The 16,617-nt window shown below is 46.7% G+C and carries 17 protein-coding genes; 6 read left to right on the top strand and 11 right to left on the bottom strand.

Annotated elements, in window-relative coordinates:
* Positions 1-81: 81 nt before the first annotated feature.
* Genes NIES2104_RS02750 through NIES2104_RS02740 form a run of 3 tightly spaced genes read right to left on the bottom strand, consistent with a single transcriptional unit; the run spans position 82 to position 3,961 of the window.
* The gene (locus NIES2104_RS02750; RefSeq protein ID WP_082689915.1) at positions 82-2,739 is read right to left on the bottom strand and encodes a glycosyltransferase family 39 protein; all 2,658 of its coding nucleotides are present in this window, start codon (positions 2,737-2,739) and stop codon (positions 82-84) included.
* Positions 2,740-2,758: 19 nt separating this feature from the next.
* Positions 2,759-3,220, bottom strand: coding sequence for a GNAT family N-acetyltransferase (locus NIES2104_RS02745; RefSeq protein ID WP_058995521.1), 462 nt, complete (start codon positions 3,218-3,220; stop codon positions 2,759-2,761).
* Positions 3,221-3,262: 42 nt separating this feature from the next.
* Positions 3,263-3,961, bottom strand: a complete 699-nt coding sequence (locus NIES2104_RS02740) for a uracil-DNA glycosylase family protein (RefSeq protein ID WP_058995519.1) — start codon at positions 3,959-3,961, stop codon at positions 3,263-3,265.
* A gap of 156 nt (positions 3,962-4,117) precedes the next feature.
* On the opposite strand from NIES2104_RS02740, the gene NIES2104_RS02735 reads away from it, so the two are divergent.
* Positions 4,118-4,561 carry a universal stress protein gene (locus NIES2104_RS02735; protein WP_058995517.1) on the top strand — a complete coding sequence of 148 codons (444 nt, stop codon included), beginning with the start codon at positions 4,118-4,120 and terminating at the stop codon, positions 4,559-4,561.
* 2 nt (positions 4,562-4,563) lie between these two features.
* On the opposite strand, the gene NIES2104_RS02730 is transcribed toward NIES2104_RS02735, so the two are convergent.
* The 4 genes from NIES2104_RS02730 to trmFO form a co-directional block, all read right to left on the bottom strand.
* Entirely contained in the window at positions 4,564-5,175 is a 612-nt protein-coding gene (locus tag NIES2104_RS02730; RefSeq protein WP_058995515.1) for an NADPH-dependent F420 reductase, read from the bottom strand.
* Between the two features lie 334 nt (positions 5,176-5,509).
* On the bottom strand, positions 5,510-5,635 hold the full coding sequence (locus tag NIES2104_RS33260; RefSeq protein WP_263970889.1) for a hypothetical protein: 126 nt from the start codon (positions 5,633-5,635) through the stop codon (positions 5,510-5,512).
* A gap of 72 nt (positions 5,636-5,707) precedes the next feature.
* Entirely contained in the window at positions 5,708-6,919 is a 1,212-nt protein-coding gene (locus NIES2104_RS02725; protein ID WP_058995513.1) for a lipid-A-disaccharide synthase-related protein, read from the bottom strand.
* Complete coding sequence (gene trmFO / locus NIES2104_RS02720) at positions 6,900-8,267, bottom strand: FADH(2)-oxidizing methylenetetrahydrofolate--tRNA-(uracil(54)-C(5))-methyltransferase TrmFO (protein ID WP_058995511.1); 1,368 nt, start codon at positions 8,265-8,267, stop codon at positions 6,900-6,902. Before trmFO ends, NIES2104_RS02725 begins: the two co-directional genes overlap by 20 nt.
* Positions 8,268-8,950: 683 nt before the next feature.
* On the opposite strand from trmFO, the gene NIES2104_RS02715 reads away from it, so the two are divergent.
* Positions 8,951-10,306: a hypothetical protein gene (locus tag NIES2104_RS02715; protein WP_225895198.1), complete on the top strand. Its 1,356-nt coding sequence runs from the start codon at positions 8,951-8,953 to the stop codon at positions 10,304-10,306.
* Here NIES2104_RS02715 and NIES2104_RS02710 read toward each other — a convergent pair.
* From NIES2104_RS02710 to NIES2104_RS02700, 3 genes are read right to left on the bottom strand one after another with little or no spacing between them, the layout of a single operon-like run.
* Positions 10,303-10,623, bottom strand: coding sequence for a type II toxin-antitoxin system RelE/ParE family toxin (locus tag NIES2104_RS02710; RefSeq protein WP_072218012.1), 321 nt, complete (start codon positions 10,621-10,623; stop codon positions 10,303-10,305). The two genes, NIES2104_RS02715 and NIES2104_RS02710, sit on opposite strands and share 4 nt — an antisense overlap.
* Positions 10,620-10,889: a hypothetical protein gene (locus tag NIES2104_RS02705; RefSeq protein ID WP_192843549.1), complete on the bottom strand. Its 270-nt coding sequence runs from the start codon at positions 10,887-10,889 to the stop codon at positions 10,620-10,622. Before NIES2104_RS02705 ends, NIES2104_RS02710 begins: the two co-directional genes overlap by 4 nt.
* A complete protein-coding gene (locus NIES2104_RS02700; protein ID WP_058995506.1) occupies positions 10,889-11,770 on the bottom strand; it encodes a metallophosphoesterase in 882 nt (293 codons plus the stop codon). The genes NIES2104_RS02705 and NIES2104_RS02700 overlap by 1 nt, the downstream gene beginning before the upstream one ends.
* 320 nt (positions 11,771-12,090) lie before the next feature.
* On the opposite strand from NIES2104_RS02700, the gene NIES2104_RS02695 reads away from it, so the two are divergent.
* Positions 12,091-12,807, top strand: coding sequence for a heme oxygenase (biliverdin-producing) (locus NIES2104_RS02695; protein WP_058995504.1), 717 nt, complete (start codon positions 12,091-12,093; stop codon positions 12,805-12,807).
* A 113-nt stretch (positions 12,808-12,920) separates the two neighbouring features.
* On the top strand, positions 12,921-13,955 hold the full coding sequence (gene cobW, locus NIES2104_RS02690) for a cobalamin biosynthesis protein CobW (RefSeq protein ID WP_058995502.1): 1,035 nt from the start codon (positions 12,921-12,923) through the stop codon (positions 13,953-13,955).
* Here cobW and NIES2104_RS02685 read toward each other — a convergent pair.
* Positions 13,952-14,260: a Mo-dependent nitrogenase C-terminal domain-containing protein gene (locus NIES2104_RS02685; RefSeq protein WP_058995500.1), complete on the bottom strand. Its 309-nt coding sequence runs from the start codon at positions 14,258-14,260 to the stop codon at positions 13,952-13,954. The two genes, cobW and NIES2104_RS02685, sit on opposite strands and share 4 nt — an antisense overlap.
* Positions 14,261-14,772: 512 nt before the next feature.
* On the opposite strand from NIES2104_RS02685, the gene NIES2104_RS02680 reads away from it, so the two are divergent.
* Positions 14,773-15,612 carry a methyltransferase domain-containing protein gene (locus NIES2104_RS02680; RefSeq protein WP_058995499.1) on the top strand — a complete coding sequence of 280 codons (840 nt, stop codon included), beginning with the start codon at positions 14,773-14,775 and terminating at the stop codon, positions 15,610-15,612.
* Between the two features lie 41 nt (positions 15,613-15,653).
* Entirely contained in the window at positions 15,654-16,565 is a 912-nt protein-coding gene (locus NIES2104_RS02675) for a homogentisate phytyltransferase (protein WP_058995496.1), read from the top strand.
* Positions 16,566-16,617 lie beyond the last annotated feature (52 nt).

The following is a 16,617-nucleotide window of genomic DNA, read 5'->3' as shown; positions in this document are numbered from 1 at the left end:
AGAGCAAGCATATTAAAAATAATTCTCAATACAATTCTGGTCTTCTCTGTTAAAGGTGGTCGCCAACGCCTCGAATTTTTTTCATGATTGCGATCGCCGATATTCTGTCCATGCCTGTACTAAATTTCCTCGCATCAATCCGGCAACCGCATTCAAAGTTCGGAGTTCTTTCTGGTTCGGATCAAGCGCGATCGCAGTATTTAAAGCTTTCTGTGCGGCTCCGGGTCGAAAATCATACAGATTCACGAATGCAAGATAAGCATGAGCGGCGGGATTTTTCGCGTCGAGTTGGGTGACTCGTTCTAGAGCGTCGATCGCAGGTTGAACTCGCCGTTTTAACACATTCGATAAAGCGACTCCGTAAGCAAATTCGAGATTATTCGGCTCTTGTTGCGATCGGTATTCTAAAATTTGCCTCGTTTGCGTGATGTAATCTTGATTCGGATCGTATTGATTGAGTTGTCCGACTTTGGCGAAAATACGATCGAGTGCTTTGATTCCCTGGGGCATTGTCGCCGCTAGTGTGCGAAGTTGTGTCAAGGCATCGAGTTCTGGCGCTTCTACTTCGGCAGTGGAGGTAATCGTTAATCGAACATCGGGACTATCGATCGCGTAAGTTGCTCCGGTTTCTCGATTGAGGTAAGCAGTCGTTAGCGTGTAAGTGCCTTGAGCATTCGCGGGCGGAAGAGCGGCGAGGCGTTCTGTGACTTGGAAGGAAGCGTTATCAGGATTTGCGGGAGAGTGCAGAGTGCCAAGCGCGATCGCATGATCGTGAAACCATCTTGAAGCCGCATCTTTCGGAGTTGTATCGTCTGCAACTCGTGTCCAAGTGAGCAGCAGCAATCCAGAGTTTAGTTGCTCCCAAGAACCTGACCAACGGTAAGTAATCGGTAACGGTTTTCCAGGAGCGGCTTGATTCGGAATGCGGATTTGTTCGAGTCGGACTTGGGCGGCAGGTTTGGGATTGGGTGCAACTTGGATGGGTGAGATCGAGCGTCGATAGAGATTCAATTCGGTCTTGTCCGGCAATTTCCAAGATTGCTGAAGCTGAAAATCTGGACTGTTCGTGATGGTTTGATTGACAGCGTTGTAAGCTTCTGGGCGGCGAATTGCGCCCCCATTTCCGGTTTTAGTCACGTACCAGGATAGCGATCGACTATCGGGTTCAATCTGCTTTTTATCGGCTCCGACTTGTCGCCCGTAAACCTGGAAATTTCTCAAAGTGCCAGCGTAATTGAGATTGTGTTGATTGAATTCTGGCAGCGAAGGTAGAACCCCGATCGTACTTTGCAAATACGGTTCTGCACTGATGATTTCATTAACAACATCAGTTTGATGCCAGTTGCCAGAAAGTACAGCGTGGCGAGCATGAGCCGTTTGTAAAAATCTCGGACTGAATTCAACGGGCAATAGATTTGCAACCATTAGCAGGGTTGAAAGTACGATCGCACCCCAGCGAAAAATTCGCAATCGGTCAGGAAACAGTAATAATCCTTGCGCTAACAGAATCGCTAATACTGGAAGCAATGGTGTGATATAGCGATCGTCTTTGTTCACATTTGCAGAACAAAGAATATAAGCACCAACAAGGAAAATCAATAACCAACGAACCGATTGCGACCAGTGATCGTAGATTTCGCGTCGGTAGCCTCTTCGCCCTAAACCGCCATAATCCGCCGTTTTGATCCAGCGTCCGTCGATCCATTCCCATTCTTCTTGGATCACCGATCGCTTCCAATACAGCAGCAATCCCACTAATCCCACGACAAATAATGGAACAGACACGAGAGCGGGCAACGCTTTGAAGTAATATGTCCAGGCGTACAGGCTTGTGAGAGGCGGATCACCTTCCGCGATCGCGCTATCGATCGTCGCTCGTCTTCCTGCCGTGAGAATGATTAGCCAATTTGTTCGATACCACGGTAAACAGATTGAACCTGCGATCGCAATCCCAATAAGTAATTGAATCAATCGTCGCCATGCTTTTTTTCTAATTGCCACAACGCCAAGCCAAACGATCGGAGTAAGGAGAAAAAATAAGGCGGGTTGTTTGCAGAGAAATGACAGACCTAATGAAATTCCAAATGCTGCAACGTAAAACCACGATCGATAAACCCGAATGTTTGGGAATGAGAACGTTTGTACAATTGCTAATGATTGGGTGATTGATGTCGTTCTAGGCTGTTCTACCGTTTCGGATTGTTCATTTGTCAGCGGTGTATTCGTTTCCGTTGCCCAAAGCGTCAAGCAGAAAAAAGTCAGCGTTACGATCGCAACTAATGGAAAATCGATTAGGTAATCTAATCGAATCACATATAAACCAGGTAGCAGTAAGCACAACACGAGTGACCAAACTGCAACTTGCAGGTTGAATAATCGAATCGCTAATCCATAAACTGATCCTAGTAGTATCGCGCTATACAGTAGATTAACTAATGTCGATCGATCTTCTCCTGCTCCAAACAAATGAATAAACGGTGCAGTCGTTAAATAAACCAGCGGTGGCATTTTAGAAGATAGCATCCAAACGCTTGTCCACCAGTCTTGAGAAAACCAGTCTGGTGTTTGAAACGCCCGCCAGAAATTCATTGCGCCAGTTAAATACTCCGCTTGATCCCAGGCAGGAACCGATTGATCCACGGCAAACCAAATTCGATCGATGATCATGCCGATCGCCCAAATTCCTGCCACGATCGCGAGTTTTTTCACTCCTCTTCGTTCTTGCTGCTTTGCAATCACTCACACTAATCCCAATTCACTAAGATTGCGGAAACTTGTAGTTCATTTTGATATGGGGAATCCCGGCTTCATCAAACGGTTCGCCCTCCGTAACAAACCCCAATTTTTGATAAAACGCTACTACAGATATCTGAGCATGAATCCGTAAATCAGAAATATTTTTGTTAGCTAAAAATTCTAGAACAGTTTCCACAATTTTTCTACCAATTCCATACTTTCTTCGATCGAGCAATACCGCAACTCGTTCTAATTTTGCAGTATGGGCATCCAAAAATCGAACCCGCGCTGTCCCAACCGCGCTGTCTCGGTCATACGCCAAAAAATGCGTTGCGGCTTCATCTAATCCATCGAATTCTAATTCGGGTTCGACTCCTTGTTCGTCTTGAAAAACACTCATCCGAATCGCAACAATATCTTGAAAATCGCGATCGAAATTTACGACTTTAATCGAGAAATGATTCGGAGCAGCATCGACTATCATGGGTTAACTTTATTTCTAATTCAAGAAAATCCAGCGTTGGCTTTAGCTACCCTGAATTTCGTCTAACTTGGTGCGAACCGCTTGGATATCCTGCCACATCAGCCATTTCGGACTGCCTTTTTCTTTCGATGGATTTCTCAACAGATAAGCAGGATGAAAAATTGGCATATAGAAACGATCGTCTTTCTCGATCCACTGTCCCCGAACTTTCGTAATCCCTTGCTTAATTCCCACCAGAGCTTTCATCGCCGTGGCTCCGGTCAATAGAATAATCTTCGGATCGACCATGCGGATTTGTTCGGCTAAATAGCCCTTACACGCTTCCGCCTCATCGGTGGTGGGAGTCCGATTTTCTGGAGGGCGGCACTTGACCACGTTACAGATGAAAACGTGTTCTTCGGTCGTAAGATGAACGGCTTCGAGAATACGATCGAGCAATTGCCCCGATCGTCCCACAAACGGCATTCCGGTTTCATCCTCTGTCTGTCCCGGACCTTCCCCAACAATCATAATCGGCGCATTCAAATTACCGCGTCCGATCACCGCATGAGTCCGAGACGCGCCCAAATCGCAGCGATGACAGCGATTACAGTGTTCGCCCATCTGCTCCATCGTTTGATAGGTTCCGACTGGAATGGGAATCTTTGCGCTCGTCGGAATCAACTCCGGATCGAAACCGCTCGGAGTCGAGGCTTCCGTAGAAGGCACATCAAATAGGCTGATTTGTTCGTCGTTCGGCATGGATCGTCGGCAAAAATGATTCAGTTCATAAATTCTAAAAGGAATTGGGACGAACTGCGGCAATCGAAAGGCGGAAAGAAGCTTAAGGGTGCTGAAACCTCCGAAAGACTGCGGTAAAGTCAAAGTATTCGCAATGCGCTTTCAGGGGGAAATTCAATGCTGAATACAGTTCTTGTTGCGCTAGATATGACGGCAAACACGTCGAAATCAAGACTGTCTGATCAAGTCCTGCAAACGTTGGAAGAATTACATCTTGAAGCGCGATCGAAGGTTGTTCTCTCTCACGTCGTGCCTGCGAATCAGTCAGAAGTGGAAGTCGTTGTCGATCGACCCCTCACCGATTCTGAACATTTCCCCTACACGCAGATCGAAGAACAACTTCACAGCTATCAACAGCGCTTAGAGTGCAATAGCCAAGTTGAGATTGTGACGGGTGATCCCGCTGAAGAAATCGTGCGACTCGCCAAAATTCACCAGGCAGATTTGATTGTGTTGGGGAGCCGAGGATTAACCGGAATGAAGCGAATTCTCCTCGGCTCTGTCAGTAGTCAAATCGTGGAAGATGCTCCTTGCTCGGTTTTAGTCGTCAAGCCGAAATAGGTTCAGATCAGTGAGCGAGTTAATTTCTGCGCTTGTTCGATCGACATCGGGTGGTTGTACAATACGCCGCCCGGTTCTTGATGCGTTACTTGAGTCATATCACCGATATCGACTCCAGCAAAGCCACTATCAGCGATGAGTTGAGCGACGATCGCCTTCGCTTCCGAATCATCGCCGCAGTAAAACACCGCATACGGTTCCGATTGATGTGCCTCATTTGCAAAGGTCGCTGTCGGTAGCGTGTTGTAAGCTTTCACGACTTTTGTATTTGGGAGTTTTGCAGTGAGTTCTAAACCGGAACTTGCATCAGGGACGCGATGAATTTTGCCATCTTCGCGCATATAAGGATTCGTCGCATCGATTAAGATTTTGCCATCGAGTGAGCCAGCAGCGGAAAGAGCTTCATCGATCGTCCAGTAGTAACACGCGAATAGAATCACATCTGCGAACTTTGCCGCGTCTGCAACCGTTCCTGCATGCGTGTTCTCGCTTGTGATTAACTCAGAGAGTTTTTCGGGATTGCGAGAACTAAAGAAGATTTCGTGACCTGCTTTTGCCCAGAGCGTCCCGATCGTTCCACCGATGCCGCCCGCTCCAATAACACCTATTTTCATCGTGATTTCGATAAGGGGGTCTGTTCGCAAGATAGCCCAATCCGCACCAAAAGTCTGTGCGTTTACTTTGAATAAAGTGGTTTGCGGTGGGATTTAGAGGATGCTTGAGAAGCATAAAAAGTCTCTTCGCTTCGATTGACTCCCACCCTGAAATGAATTTCGGGCTAACCGTGGAAAGTCTACTGAAGTAGACTGGGAGACAGTTTGAAGTTCTTAGTCCATTTCAATGAACTTGCGCCGATTAGCCCGAGATTCATTTCAGGGCGGGACATTGCGCCGAGCGATAACTTTTCAAACATCTTCTTAAATTAGTTCCACACCGCAAGGACAATCATTAAGTCAAGTGCGTGTTGGTCGAGAAGTAGTAGAACATCGCTAAAAGCACGATCGACAATATGCCCACCACTGTACCAATTAAAAGAGTTGCAGAAGATCTTTCGCTGTTTTCATTCGATTTCATCGTAGTGACTCCTAACTATAAATTTGTCACTATTTTGGAAAGAATGAATCGAGCATACCTCTCACTTGAGGCTTAAAGACTTTGCATAATTTGGAGGAGTCGATCGCTAATTCGGTCAGCGGCTCCCGGTTCTCCCATGCGTCGCCGTCCATTATCTGCGATGACTTGAATGCGATCGGGATTTTCGAGCAGAGATCGGATCGCAGAACTCATCTGAGATGGATGTGAAACGAGTGTGACCGATGCACCTAATAATCGAGTCTGAGCTTCCGCAAATGCAGGTGTAAATTGCGGTCCGGCTCCCGGCATGATTAACGCAGGTTTTCCGAGTCCGATAAATTGTTCGGTGGCGGTTCCTGCCATTGCGATCGCGATCTCACTTCTTTGAATACACTCAGCGAATCGTCCCGGCATTAGTTTTAATGCAGGTAAATTATCGCCATATCCATTCACATAAGTATTCGGTTCTGTAGAACGCCAGCGATAACTCACTAATAAATGATGTAATTGATCAAGATCGATTCCGGGTGCGATCGCGCTCAAAAATTGCATTGGACGTTTCAGATCGCTTAAATTGTCGATCGCTTGTAAAATCAATTCCCAATTTGCAAAACATTCGGGCGGACGAGAACCGGGAACCAGCGCGATCGTGAATCCATCAAATGATTCTGAGCCTGACCATTCCAAGCCATCCATCATCGGATTACCGAGATCAAAAGCAGGAACATTGAAGCGTTTGAGCACTTGAGCGGTTAAGCGATCGCGGGGAAAAACAGCTTTACATTGCGATCGTTTCATCAGCCAACGATCCCAAGGTTGGAAAATACATCCGGTCGATCGTTCTAAGCGATCGTCCCACCAAGATTTTCTTGGCAATTCACCTTTCTCATCGCGAATGTAATACTCTGATTTCGCAGTCGCAACAAAGGCAAACGGTGCGCTACTCATCCAAGCGAATAACATCGGAACAATATCGCCCACTGCCAGAATTAAACCATCTTCCTTTGCCCAATGTTTGATCGTTTTGATTTGTTCTAGCGTTAGTTTTACTAATCCTCCCTGTATGTCTCTCACCAATTGCTTGTTATCCATATAAATGAATCCGCCTGATGGCATCACCTTCACCGAGCCAATCACGGGAATATTTGCCTTTCTGTAAACGCGACCTTCCCCAACGATCGGTAAAGCCTCGATCGAACAATCTGATTTTTGCTGCAACGCTTGAAGAATGCGAATTGCGATCGTATCTTCACCGTGACCGTTACTAAGACAAAGCAAGCGCATAGGATTTAGGAAGAGAAAGGCGGAATTGGTCGAGATCTGAAAGAGCGCGATCGCGATATTGTCCATACCGCTCTTGTTTGTTGCGAATCTTCTTCGGCAGTTCGGGTAAAATTCCGAAGTTCGGCGGCATCGGTTGGAAATGCTTGGGAGACGCAGAACTAATAAAGTCAAACAATGCGCCCATCATGGAAGTGACAGGTAAAGTGACTGTCTGTAATCCAAGAGCAATTCTCGCGGCATTCGTTCCCGCAAGCCATCCACCCGCACAAGCGGCAGTGTAACCTTCGGTTCCGCTCAATTGTCCGGCGGCAAGCAACGTCGATCGCGATTTAAATTGCAAAGTCGGCAAGAGCAATTCAGGCGAGTTAATAAAGGTATTCCGGTGCATTACACCCATGCGAACAAATTCGGCATTTTCTAAACCTGGAATGAGTTGAAAGACGCGCTTTTGTTCACCCCATTTCAAATTCGTCTGAAAGCCGACCATGTTCCAGAGTTGCCCGGATTTGTCTTCTTGACGCAGTTGAACGACTGCATAAGGGCGATGCTCTTTGTTTTCGCGGAAATCACCTTTTCGAGCATCGAACAAGCCCACAGGTTTAAGCGGACCATAACGCATCGTATCTTCGCCGCGTCTTGCCATTTCTTCGATCGGTAAACACGCTTCAAAAAACTTCGCCGTTTCCCGCTCAAAATCTTTCAATTCTGCCTGTTGCGCCTTGCACAATTCTTGCCAGAAATGGAGATATTGCTCCTTATTCATGGGGCAGTTGAGATAGGCGGCTTCTCCTCGATCGTAGCGCGATGCTAAAAATGCCGTCTCAAAGTCGATCGATTCGCCCACGACGATCGGACTTGCCGCATCGAAAAAGCTCATATAAGCCATTCCCGTGAATTCACGTAAATCCTCCGCGAGTGCTTCACTGGTCAGCGGTCCCGTCGTCAGCACGACAATGCCATCTCTCGGAATTTCCGTCATTTCCCCACGCCGCAATTCGATCAGCGGATGGCTCGACAGCGTTTCGGTTAAATCTTGACTGAAAACACCTCGATCGACTGCCAACGCTCCCCCGGCTGGAACCTGATGCTTATCTGCCGTTTGAATCACGATCGATCCCAATCGCCGCAGTTCTTCGTGCAACAGTCCCGAAGCGCGATCGGTCGCTTGCGCTCCGAATGAATTACTGCAAACGAGTTCCGCCAAATGCTCGGAGTGATGAGCGGGACTTTGTCGAACGGGGCGCATTTCGTGAAGAATCACCGGAATACCCGCTTGAGCGATTTGCCAAGCGGCTTCTGTTCCGGCGAGTCCGCCACCAATGACATGAATCGGAGAAAAGTCAGTCATGGTCAGTATTGCGATCGAGTCCTTATCCAGGATAAACGGTTCCGGTGAAAGTCACAGACCGAAGAGAATCGGCTTTTTATTTTCGGGACTAAAGCGAACCATCCGCGAATTATGAAGAAGTTTACCGTTTCTTTACAATTGCTAGAGAAGCATCCGTGAAAACACGAGCATCCGTAAATTGACGCTTTCAAATGACCAATAGTTCTAGGCAGAAGAGCAGCTAGTAGAGAATTTGAGCGTAATGACTAGCAGAATTGATTGCAGCCGATATCTCGATCGCTGTAAATAACGCCGTGAGAATTCCGTGTTTTCACAATTCTTTTGTGAAGGAGAGATAAATTATCCGTAATAACACTGGCTTTCTGTTTGGGGATGCCGTAATCTATGGACAGAAACCGAAACAGATTATCTCTACTCAGAGCCGTTTAATCAGGTTGCTCTACCTTTATTCAGCATTTTCAAGGGGTTCAAGGTGCGAACTTCTTTCAGGGCATTGAATCTCATATTCAGCGATTCCACCGAATAACAGGAGTATTTTCACGGAGACGCTATTCCCGTCATCTGTATGAAGTCATTGAATCGCGATCGAGACTAGAATTCAGAAAAGTCAATGCTGGTTTCAAGTTATGCGATCGTCTCCGTCTCGTTCTCCCCTGCGTCGAAATCTCTTGTTCGAGAGAGCGATGGCATTATTGGCACTGGCAAATTTGGGACTGGTAGCGTTCGATAGTGCATATGTGCCGTGGCGCGATTTCTGGTTCCGCAACTTTCCAGGACTGACCCAGACTTACGATCGCGTCAAAGGCATCGAACCGCATCGCGATACAGAAGCTTATTTAGACACAGTAGATCTCTTACAGCAAGAACTTCAGCAAACTGGACTACAGAGCACGCAAGTGCAAGCGAGACTACAAGAATTGCGCGATCGCAGTGCAGAAATTGTTGATGTAAATCCGTTTGCTGTGGCAAATAAAAGCGGAACGCTAGAGAAAATCAAGAACCGAATGCGAGAGCATATTTTCCAAGAGCGTAGACGTGAATCAGCGAAGCAAGCCTTTACAACCTTTTGGAGTGCAGACCATCTCACCCAGCGAGGAGCCGATAGCGAACTGCAATTTTTTAATCGTGAAATTCGCCCGTTGGTTGCCTCGAACTATTATCGATCGATTGGCGAAAATGGTGAATTTGTCGATTGGTTCTGGCTGATTGATGCTCCGTTTGTGGCGATTTTTGCGCTGGAGTTCATTGCCCGAACGTTTTACCTGAGTCGTCGATATAAGAGTCTAAGTTGGATCGATGCGATTCTTTGGCGTTGGTATGACCTATTTTTGCTGCTGCCGTTTTTCCGCTGGTTGCGAGTGATTCCGGTGATGGTTCGGCTCGATCAAGCCAGAATGATCAATCTTAGTCGCGTTCGTCAGCAAGCGAGTCAAGGCTTTGTGGCGAACATTTCCGAAGATGTGGCTGAAGTCGTCGTGATTCAAGTCATCGATCGATTGCAATCCTCGATCGAGCGGGGGGAATTGTCCCGCTGGATTCTGCAATCTGCAAATCGTCCCTACATTGACCTCAATCAGCGCGACGAGATTCAAGAATTGACGACCCATTTAGTTAAAACAACCGTCTTCAGTGTGCTACCGAAAGTGAAGCCGGATCTAGAAGCATTACTAAGACACAGCGTAGATACCGTTTTGAGTCAATCGCCTGCTTATCAAGGATTGAAAGCGATGCCGCTTGTGGGAGATTTGCCGCGACAGATTAATGAACGATTAGTCGCAGAGGTCACGAGTGGAATGTATGACGCGATCGTGCTGGCGCTAAACGATAAAGTGGGAGCCGAATTAATCAGTAAGCTCGTGAAAAATTTTGGTCAAAATCTCGTGACGGAATTGCAGCAACAACGATCGCTTCAAGAAATTCAAAGTTTAGCGATCGACTTACTCGAAGAAGTCAAGGTCAACTATGTGCGGCGATTGAGCCAAGAGGATGTCGAGGGCATTCTAGAAGAAACCCGACAAATTCGGAAGCTGAAAAGTTAGTCGGAATCTTCCAGGATGCGCTCAATATCTTGTGCTCCATGCAGAACGCGAATGATTTCTACCACCTCATGATCGAATCGATAAAAGATGAGATGACTTTTGAAACCTTTGACTGCCCATCTGCGGATATTTTGGGTTTCGTCTTCTCCAGCACGATAAATCTTTCCGATTCCAGGCGTACGGGCAAGATTTGCAAAAGTTTGACGGGCTGCATCAAAGAAGCGCATCGCTGCTGACGGATCATTCTCAGCCAGATAGCTAACATGCTGATCAATATCGTTGCTGGCGGCTGGACGAATGGAAATCCCGCGACTCACAAGATTTGAGAGGAATTATTCAACAGACGATCGCGTTTTTGTTCCCACCAGTCGTCTGTTACCTCAATCGGCTCTCCGCTGTCGAGTCCGGCTTGAAGAAGTCGATCGAGTTGTTCACGAGATTCGATCGTGAGATGCTGAGGTGCACCTGGGTCAGTCGAATTTTTGTCAGCTTGAAGCGCTCTGGTAAATTCTAAAACTTGAGCTTGAGCATCAGAAGAAAGCTTGCGCCAATATTCTAAAAGTTGTTCTTCACGACTCATCATTAAATTGCCTCAGTTGTTCTTTTCAGTGTAACGTTCTCGCTTAATTTGCTCTTGCTCCTCAGCGTAATGACTGTCACTTCAGGCGGACAGAACAATCGCCCCGGAAAATAAGTTCCTAACCCTCGATTCACATACAGTCGGTTATTGCCGACCTGATGAAATCCTTTGACCCATTCCCAGTGCTTCATCACGCGGTAACAAGCTTTTAACGCTGAAATTCGATGCTTCAAATTTCTCGGCAAGGTTCGATACAGGTAAGCACAAGTCACAGAGGCATTCAAGATTCCGGGAATGATAATCTGCCCGCCATGACTATGCCCGGATAGCTGTAAATCTACGCGGTACTGTTGCAGGGATTCAGCACAGTCAGGATTGTGAGCGAGAACAATTCGCGGCAAATCTGCGGGGAGTTGCGCCATGACTTCGCTCGATCGCTTGTAAGCCGTTGACCACAAATCAGCTAAACCTACGAGTGCAAGCCCTTCCCCAACCGGATAAGCAATCTCATTCCACAAGATTTTGATATCGACTTGCGAGAGTGCTTTTACGATCGTTTCCTTACTGTCACGCCGATGTAAATCGTGATTACCCAAAATCGCATAGATTCCTGAACGGCAATCGATCTGTTTTAATCGTTTTGCTAACTCATAAATTGGCTTGGGATCATCGGTGACAAAATCGCCTGTGATCACGACGAAATCAGGTTCGGCTTGGTTGGTCGCCTCGATCGCGTCTTGCAATACTTGATCCGACAACCGTTTTCCGTCGAAGTGCAAATCAGAAAGCTGAACCAGTTTGGTGCCATTGAGGTGAGGAGGGAGATTGTCGATCGTGATTTCCAGAGTTTCGACTTTGACCGATTGAGTGAATAAAGGCTGCATATCGTTCCGCTGTGACGCGCTCTCAGCTTAACAAAACTCAGTCAATCTGAACGAATTCGGAAAGTTTGACGAAAAGAAAAAGAAATCACCTAAAATCTAGGCTGCCATCCGCCCCATGTAAGAATTTGTAATAAAAAGGCTCATCAAATCGGAATACCTTAATAAATAGCGAAACAAGGTGATTCTGACGTTTAGGGTACGATTCTGGATTCAAAGCCTTACAATGCAACGGATTCAGGGATTTAAACTAGAATTTGGGATCGCCAGCGGAACAATACACGCCAGCGAACTACTTAATTTACAGTGTTGGGAAGTTTAGAATGAGCAGCAATTTAGCAACAAAACTTCGCGAAGGAACCAAAAAAGCTCACACGATGGCGGAGAACACAGGCTTCATCGCGTGTTTTCTAAAAGGAACGGTTGAGAAAGAATCGTACCGGAAGCTCGTTGCAAACTTTTACTTTGTCTATTCGGCAATGGAAGAGGAAATGCGCCGCCACAAAGATCATCCGATCTTGTCGCAGGTGTACTTCCCAGAACTCGAACGCAAGGAAACGCTAGAACAAGATCTAGCTTACTACTTTGGCAAAAACTGGCGGGATCAAGTCGCTCCTTCGTCTGCAACCCAGTCATACGTGGCGCGAATTCACCAAATCGGCAACATCAGCCCCGAATTGTTGATCGCTCACTCGTACACGCGCTACATCGGCGACTTGTCCGGCGGTCAAATCCTCAAAAAGATTGCTCAAAACGGCATGAACTTGACCGAGGGAGAAGGTACAAGCTTCTACGAGTTCAAGCATATTTCCGATGAGCGGGCATTTAAGAAAGAGTATCGCGCTCGCTTGGATGCGCTGCCTCTCGATGATGCCGCCACCGATCGCATTGTCGAAGAAGCGAACGATGCGTTTGGCATGAACATGAAAATGTTCAAGGAACTCGAAGGGAACTTGATTAAAGCGATCGGGCTTGCCTTGTTTAACGCACTGACCCGCAAACGCGGTCGGGGTAGCACCGAATTGGCAACGGCAGAATAGACTGAATTTCTCAAGCTTTGAATCCTGGGAGCCTAGGTGAAGAAAATCATCGGGTTTCCAGGATTCGCTGTATGGAATTGGTATGATCAGCGCGGTTAATTAATCAAAGAGTTATGGCTGCAAAGATTCCGGTTACTGTCATTACTGGCTTTTTAGGAAGCGGAAAAACCACCCTCATTCGTCACCTGTTGCAGAATAGTCAGGGTCGGCGGATTGCGGTACTTGTTAACGAATTTGGGGAACTGGGGATCGATGGGGAATTACTTCGATCGTGCCAAGTCTGCCCCGAAGACGAAACCAGTAATATCGTTGAACTCACTAATGGTTGCCTCTGCTGCACCGTTCAGGAAGAATTTCTCCCCACGATGCTGGAACTGCTCAAGCGTCGAGATAGTTTGGATTGCATCTTGGTGGAAACATCTGGTCTAGCACTACCAAAACCTTTAATTAAAGCGTTCCGTTGGCATGAGATTAGAAATGCAGCCACCGTTGACGGTGTGATTACCGTGGTCGATTGCGAAGCGGTTTCGACTGGAACTTTAGCCGCAGATCTTCAAGCTGTTGAAGCTCAAAGACAGGCTGATCCCAATCTTGATCACGAAACTCCGTTACAGGAACTTTTTGAAGATCAGCTTGCTTGTGCGGATCTCGTGATTTTGAATAAGACAGATTTGGTTGATTTGGAAGCTCAAGAACACGTTCGATCGATAGTCGAACAAGAACTTCCCAGATCCGTGAAAATTGTTGAAAACGGGCGGAACGATCGAGAAATTGATCCCAATCTGTTACTTGGTTTTAATGCGGCAGTTGAAGAGAACTTAGCCACACGTCCAAGCCATCACGACACCGAAGAAGAGCACGAGCACGATGATGAAATTCAATCGACGCATTTGATCTTAGATAAATCGTTTGATCCGAATCAACTGCGATCGCGATTAGAAAAACTGGTGCAAGAGCAGGAAATCTACCGCGTGAAGGGATTTGTCGCGGTTCCTGATAAACCGATGCGGCTTGTCGTTCAAGGAGTCGGCTCACGGTTTGAGCATTTCTACGATCGACCTTGGCGATCCGATGAACTGCGGCAAACTCGATTGGTCTTTATCGGCAAAGATTTGGACACAGCCCGGTTAGCAGCACAACTCGCTTAAACTACCATTTCGCCGCATTCATCGACTAGATAGCACAGTGCGCGGAACCGTAGACCGACGAATTGGTCGTACAGCGGATTCAGCTTGCACATCGGGGGAATGTGAACGATCGTGCGTCCGAACATTTTAATCTCGCGCTCGAACGGACATTGTGCCGGGATCAGTTTACAGATGAGATGAGCGGACTTACGATCGGTAACTTCGATCGAATCAAACCAGTTGCGAATCGGTTTTAGTAGGTCAAATTTGTTGCGGGTTTGACCAGATGAAAGTGGAAAATCAAAGGTAATTTGTGACTCAGACATGATGACCTTCCCAAAAGAGATAAGAGAGAGTTTTGCTCGGTTTCAAAGCTGAGGAATTGTTGCTTTTCTCACTACAAGATACACAATGAAATTTGAGTTTCCGTGAATTTTAGAAGTGAGGTTAACCGAGCCTTGGTAAAGATTGAGTGAAACAATTTGGGTGAGTTGACGACCTAGATTTATGGCTCAACATACCCATATCTACGTCCGAACTCTTCAAGCTATGCAGAAATTAAAAATCAATTTTTTCTGCCTTTTCTCAGAGTTATCTCCATTAAATTGATCCCCAGATTCAGCGCACAGCACCCTACAGGGTAAATATTTCTTTACCATTCGATGAACCTACGTCCGCAGATATTGACCTCTAGACATATAAGATAAATCCTCGTAACAATTTCATGGAACGGTAGTTGTTATTACCTAGTTAATCTGTGGTTATCAAAAGCGTTTCTTAATCTACTTCTTGCAGAATGATTTGATAAATTGAATACAATTTGAACTTAAACTTATCTATGACTTCATCGCTATCGGATCAAATTCGCAACTTTTACGATGCGTCTTCTGGACTGTGGGAACAAGTCTGGGGCGAACACATGCACCACGGCTATTACGGTGCAGACGGCAACATTAAAAAGGAACGCAGACAGGCGCAGATCGATTTGATCGAAGAATTGCTCAACTGGGCGAACATCACAGAAGCCGAGCAAATTCTCGATGTCGGCTGTGGGATCGGTGGCAGTTCCCTTTATCTAGCCGAAAAATTCGGCGCGACTGCAACGGGGATCACGCTCAGTCCAGTGCAAGCAAATCGAGCGACAGAACGAGCGAGATCGAGCAACATTAACGCCCGATTTCAAGTTGCTGATGCCCTAAATATTCCTTTTCCCGACAATTCTTTTGATTTCGTTTGGTCGCTCGAAAGCGGTGAACACATGCCCGACAAGGCGAAATTCCTACAGGAATGTGTGCGCGTTCTCAAACCGGGTGGAACTTTCGTCATGGCAACTTGGTGTCATCGTTCGATCGATAAAGTGCCGTTGACGGTAGACGATCGCAAACGGCTTGCAGAAATTTATCGAGTCTACTATTTGCCCTATGTGATTTCGTTGCCGGAATATGAAGCGATCGCGCAAAATCTGGGACTGCAAGAGATCCGAACTGCGGATTGGTCGAGAGCCGTTGCACCATTTTGGGATGTTGTGATCGATTCTGCCTTTACACCGAGCGCAATTTTTGGTTTACTCACGTCGGGCTGGACAACGATCCAAGCGGCGCTATCTCTCGGCACAATGCAACAAGGCTACAAGCGCGGATTGATTAAATTTGGCTTACTCTGCGGTAAGAAAGCCTAGAACCAAGGTAGGGTGGGAAAGTCAGGATATTCAGAAAGCTTATGAATCGAATTTCGTCCTCTAACCCTATTCAACGTTACCTCTATGCTTTCTGGAAATTCTCCCGTCCTCACACGATTATTGGCACATCGCTGAGTGTTTTAGGGTTGTATCTGATTGTGTTGGGGAGCGATCGACAACTCGCCCTGCCGCCAACCGCATTAATTGCGCCTTGGATCGCCTGCATTTGCGGCAATATTTACATCGTGGGTTTGAACCAGCTTGAAGATATTGCGATCGACAAAATCAATAAGCCGCATTTACCGCTTGCCTCTGGAGAATTTTCGATTTGGCAAGGTCGGGCGATCGTATTTCTGAGTGGAATGATCGCGATCGCGGTTGCCATTTCTCAAGGCGTTTATCTTGCTGGAATGGTGGGATTGAGTCTAATCCTTGGCACACTTTATTCCCTACCTCCCGTTCGATTGAAGCGATTTCCGTTTTGGGCATCGTTCTGTATCTTTACGGTCAGAGGCGCGATCGTGAATCTGGGATTGTTCCTGCACTTTAATCAGGGGTTCCCGATTCCCGCGAATGTGTGGGCGTTGACGATCTTTATTTTGGTGTTTACGTTTGCGATCGCGATCTTCAAAGATATGCCGGATACAGAAGGCGATCGACAATACAACATTCGGACATTGACGCTGAAATTAGGGCAACGTCCGGTATTCAATTTGGCGCGGGCGGTTTTGACGGTATGTTATTTGTCGATTGTTGCGATCGCGTTTTTTCTGCCGAACGTGAATGCGCCTTTTTTGATCCTGAGTCACTTAATGGCGCTCAGTTCGATGTGGCTTCGGAGCTACAAGATCGATTTACAAGACAAGTCAGAAGTGACACGCTTTTATCAGTTCATTTGGAAGCTGTTTTTCTTGGAATATCTTATTTTTCCGGCGGCGTGTTTACTGGGTTAGCGTTGGTTGACGAATCTTCTCGCTCCGATTCTGACCCGCCCCGGAATGGAAT

This window comes from Leptolyngbya sp. NIES-2104, from assembly GCF_001485215.1.
Taxonomy (GTDB): domain Bacteria; phylum Cyanobacteriota; class Cyanobacteriia; order Leptolyngbyales; family Leptolyngbyaceae; genus Leptolyngbya.
The sequence above is the reverse complement of the archived record's forward strand: the minus strand, read 5'-3'. Positions and strand labels throughout refer to the sequence as shown.

Coding starts and splice junctions, on each gene's coding strand:
- NIES2104_RS02705 (WP_192843549.1), bottom strand. CDS start 10,889: ATGATGAGTCGTGAAGAACAACTTTTAGAATATTGGCGCAAGCTTTCT.
- NIES2104_RS02725 (WP_058995513.1), bottom strand. CDS start 6,919: ATGCGCTTGCTTTGTCTTAGTAACGGTCACGGTGAAGATACGATCGCA.
- NIES2104_RS33260 (WP_263970889.1), bottom strand. CDS start 5,635: ATGAAATCGAATGAAAACAGCGAAAGATCTTCTGCAACTCTTTTAATT.
- NIES2104_RS02730 (WP_058995515.1), bottom strand. CDS start 5,175: ATGAAAATAGGTGTTATTGGAGCGGGCGGCATCGGTGGAACGATCGGG.
- NIES2104_RS02680 (WP_058995499.1), top strand. CDS start 14,773: ATGACTTCATCGCTATCGGATCAAATTCGCAACTTTTACGATGCGTCT.
- NIES2104_RS02735 (WP_058995517.1), top strand. CDS start 4,118: ATGCTGAATACAGTTCTTGTTGCGCTAGATATGACGGCAAACACGTCG.
- NIES2104_RS02700 (WP_058995506.1), bottom strand. CDS start 11,770: ATGCAGCCTTTATTCACTCAATCGGTCAAAGTCGAAACTCTGGAAATC.
- NIES2104_RS02745 (WP_058995521.1), bottom strand. CDS start 3,220: ATGATAGTCGATGCTGCTCCGAATCATTTCTCGATTAAAGTCGTAAAT.
- trmFO (WP_058995511.1), bottom strand. CDS start 8,267: ATGACTGACTTTTCTCCGATTCATGTCATTGGTGGCGGACTCGCCGGA.
- NIES2104_RS02695 (WP_058995504.1), top strand. CDS start 12,091: ATGAGCAGCAATTTAGCAACAAAACTTCGCGAAGGAACCAAAAAAGCT.
- NIES2104_RS02685 (WP_058995500.1), bottom strand. CDS start 14,260: ATGTCTGAGTCACAAATTACCTTTGATTTTCCACTTTCATCTGGTCAA.
- NIES2104_RS02675 (WP_058995496.1), top strand. CDS start 15,654: ATGAATCGAATTTCGTCCTCTAACCCTATTCAACGTTACCTCTATGCT.
- NIES2104_RS02740 (WP_058995519.1), bottom strand. CDS start 3,961: ATGCCGAACGACGAACAAATCAGCCTATTTGATGTGCCTTCTACGGAA.
- NIES2104_RS02715 (WP_225895198.1), top strand. CDS start 8,951: ATGGCATTATTGGCACTGGCAAATTTGGGACTGGTAGCGTTCGATAGT.
- cobW (WP_058995502.1), top strand. CDS start 12,921: ATGGCTGCAAAGATTCCGGTTACTGTCATTACTGGCTTTTTAGGAAGC.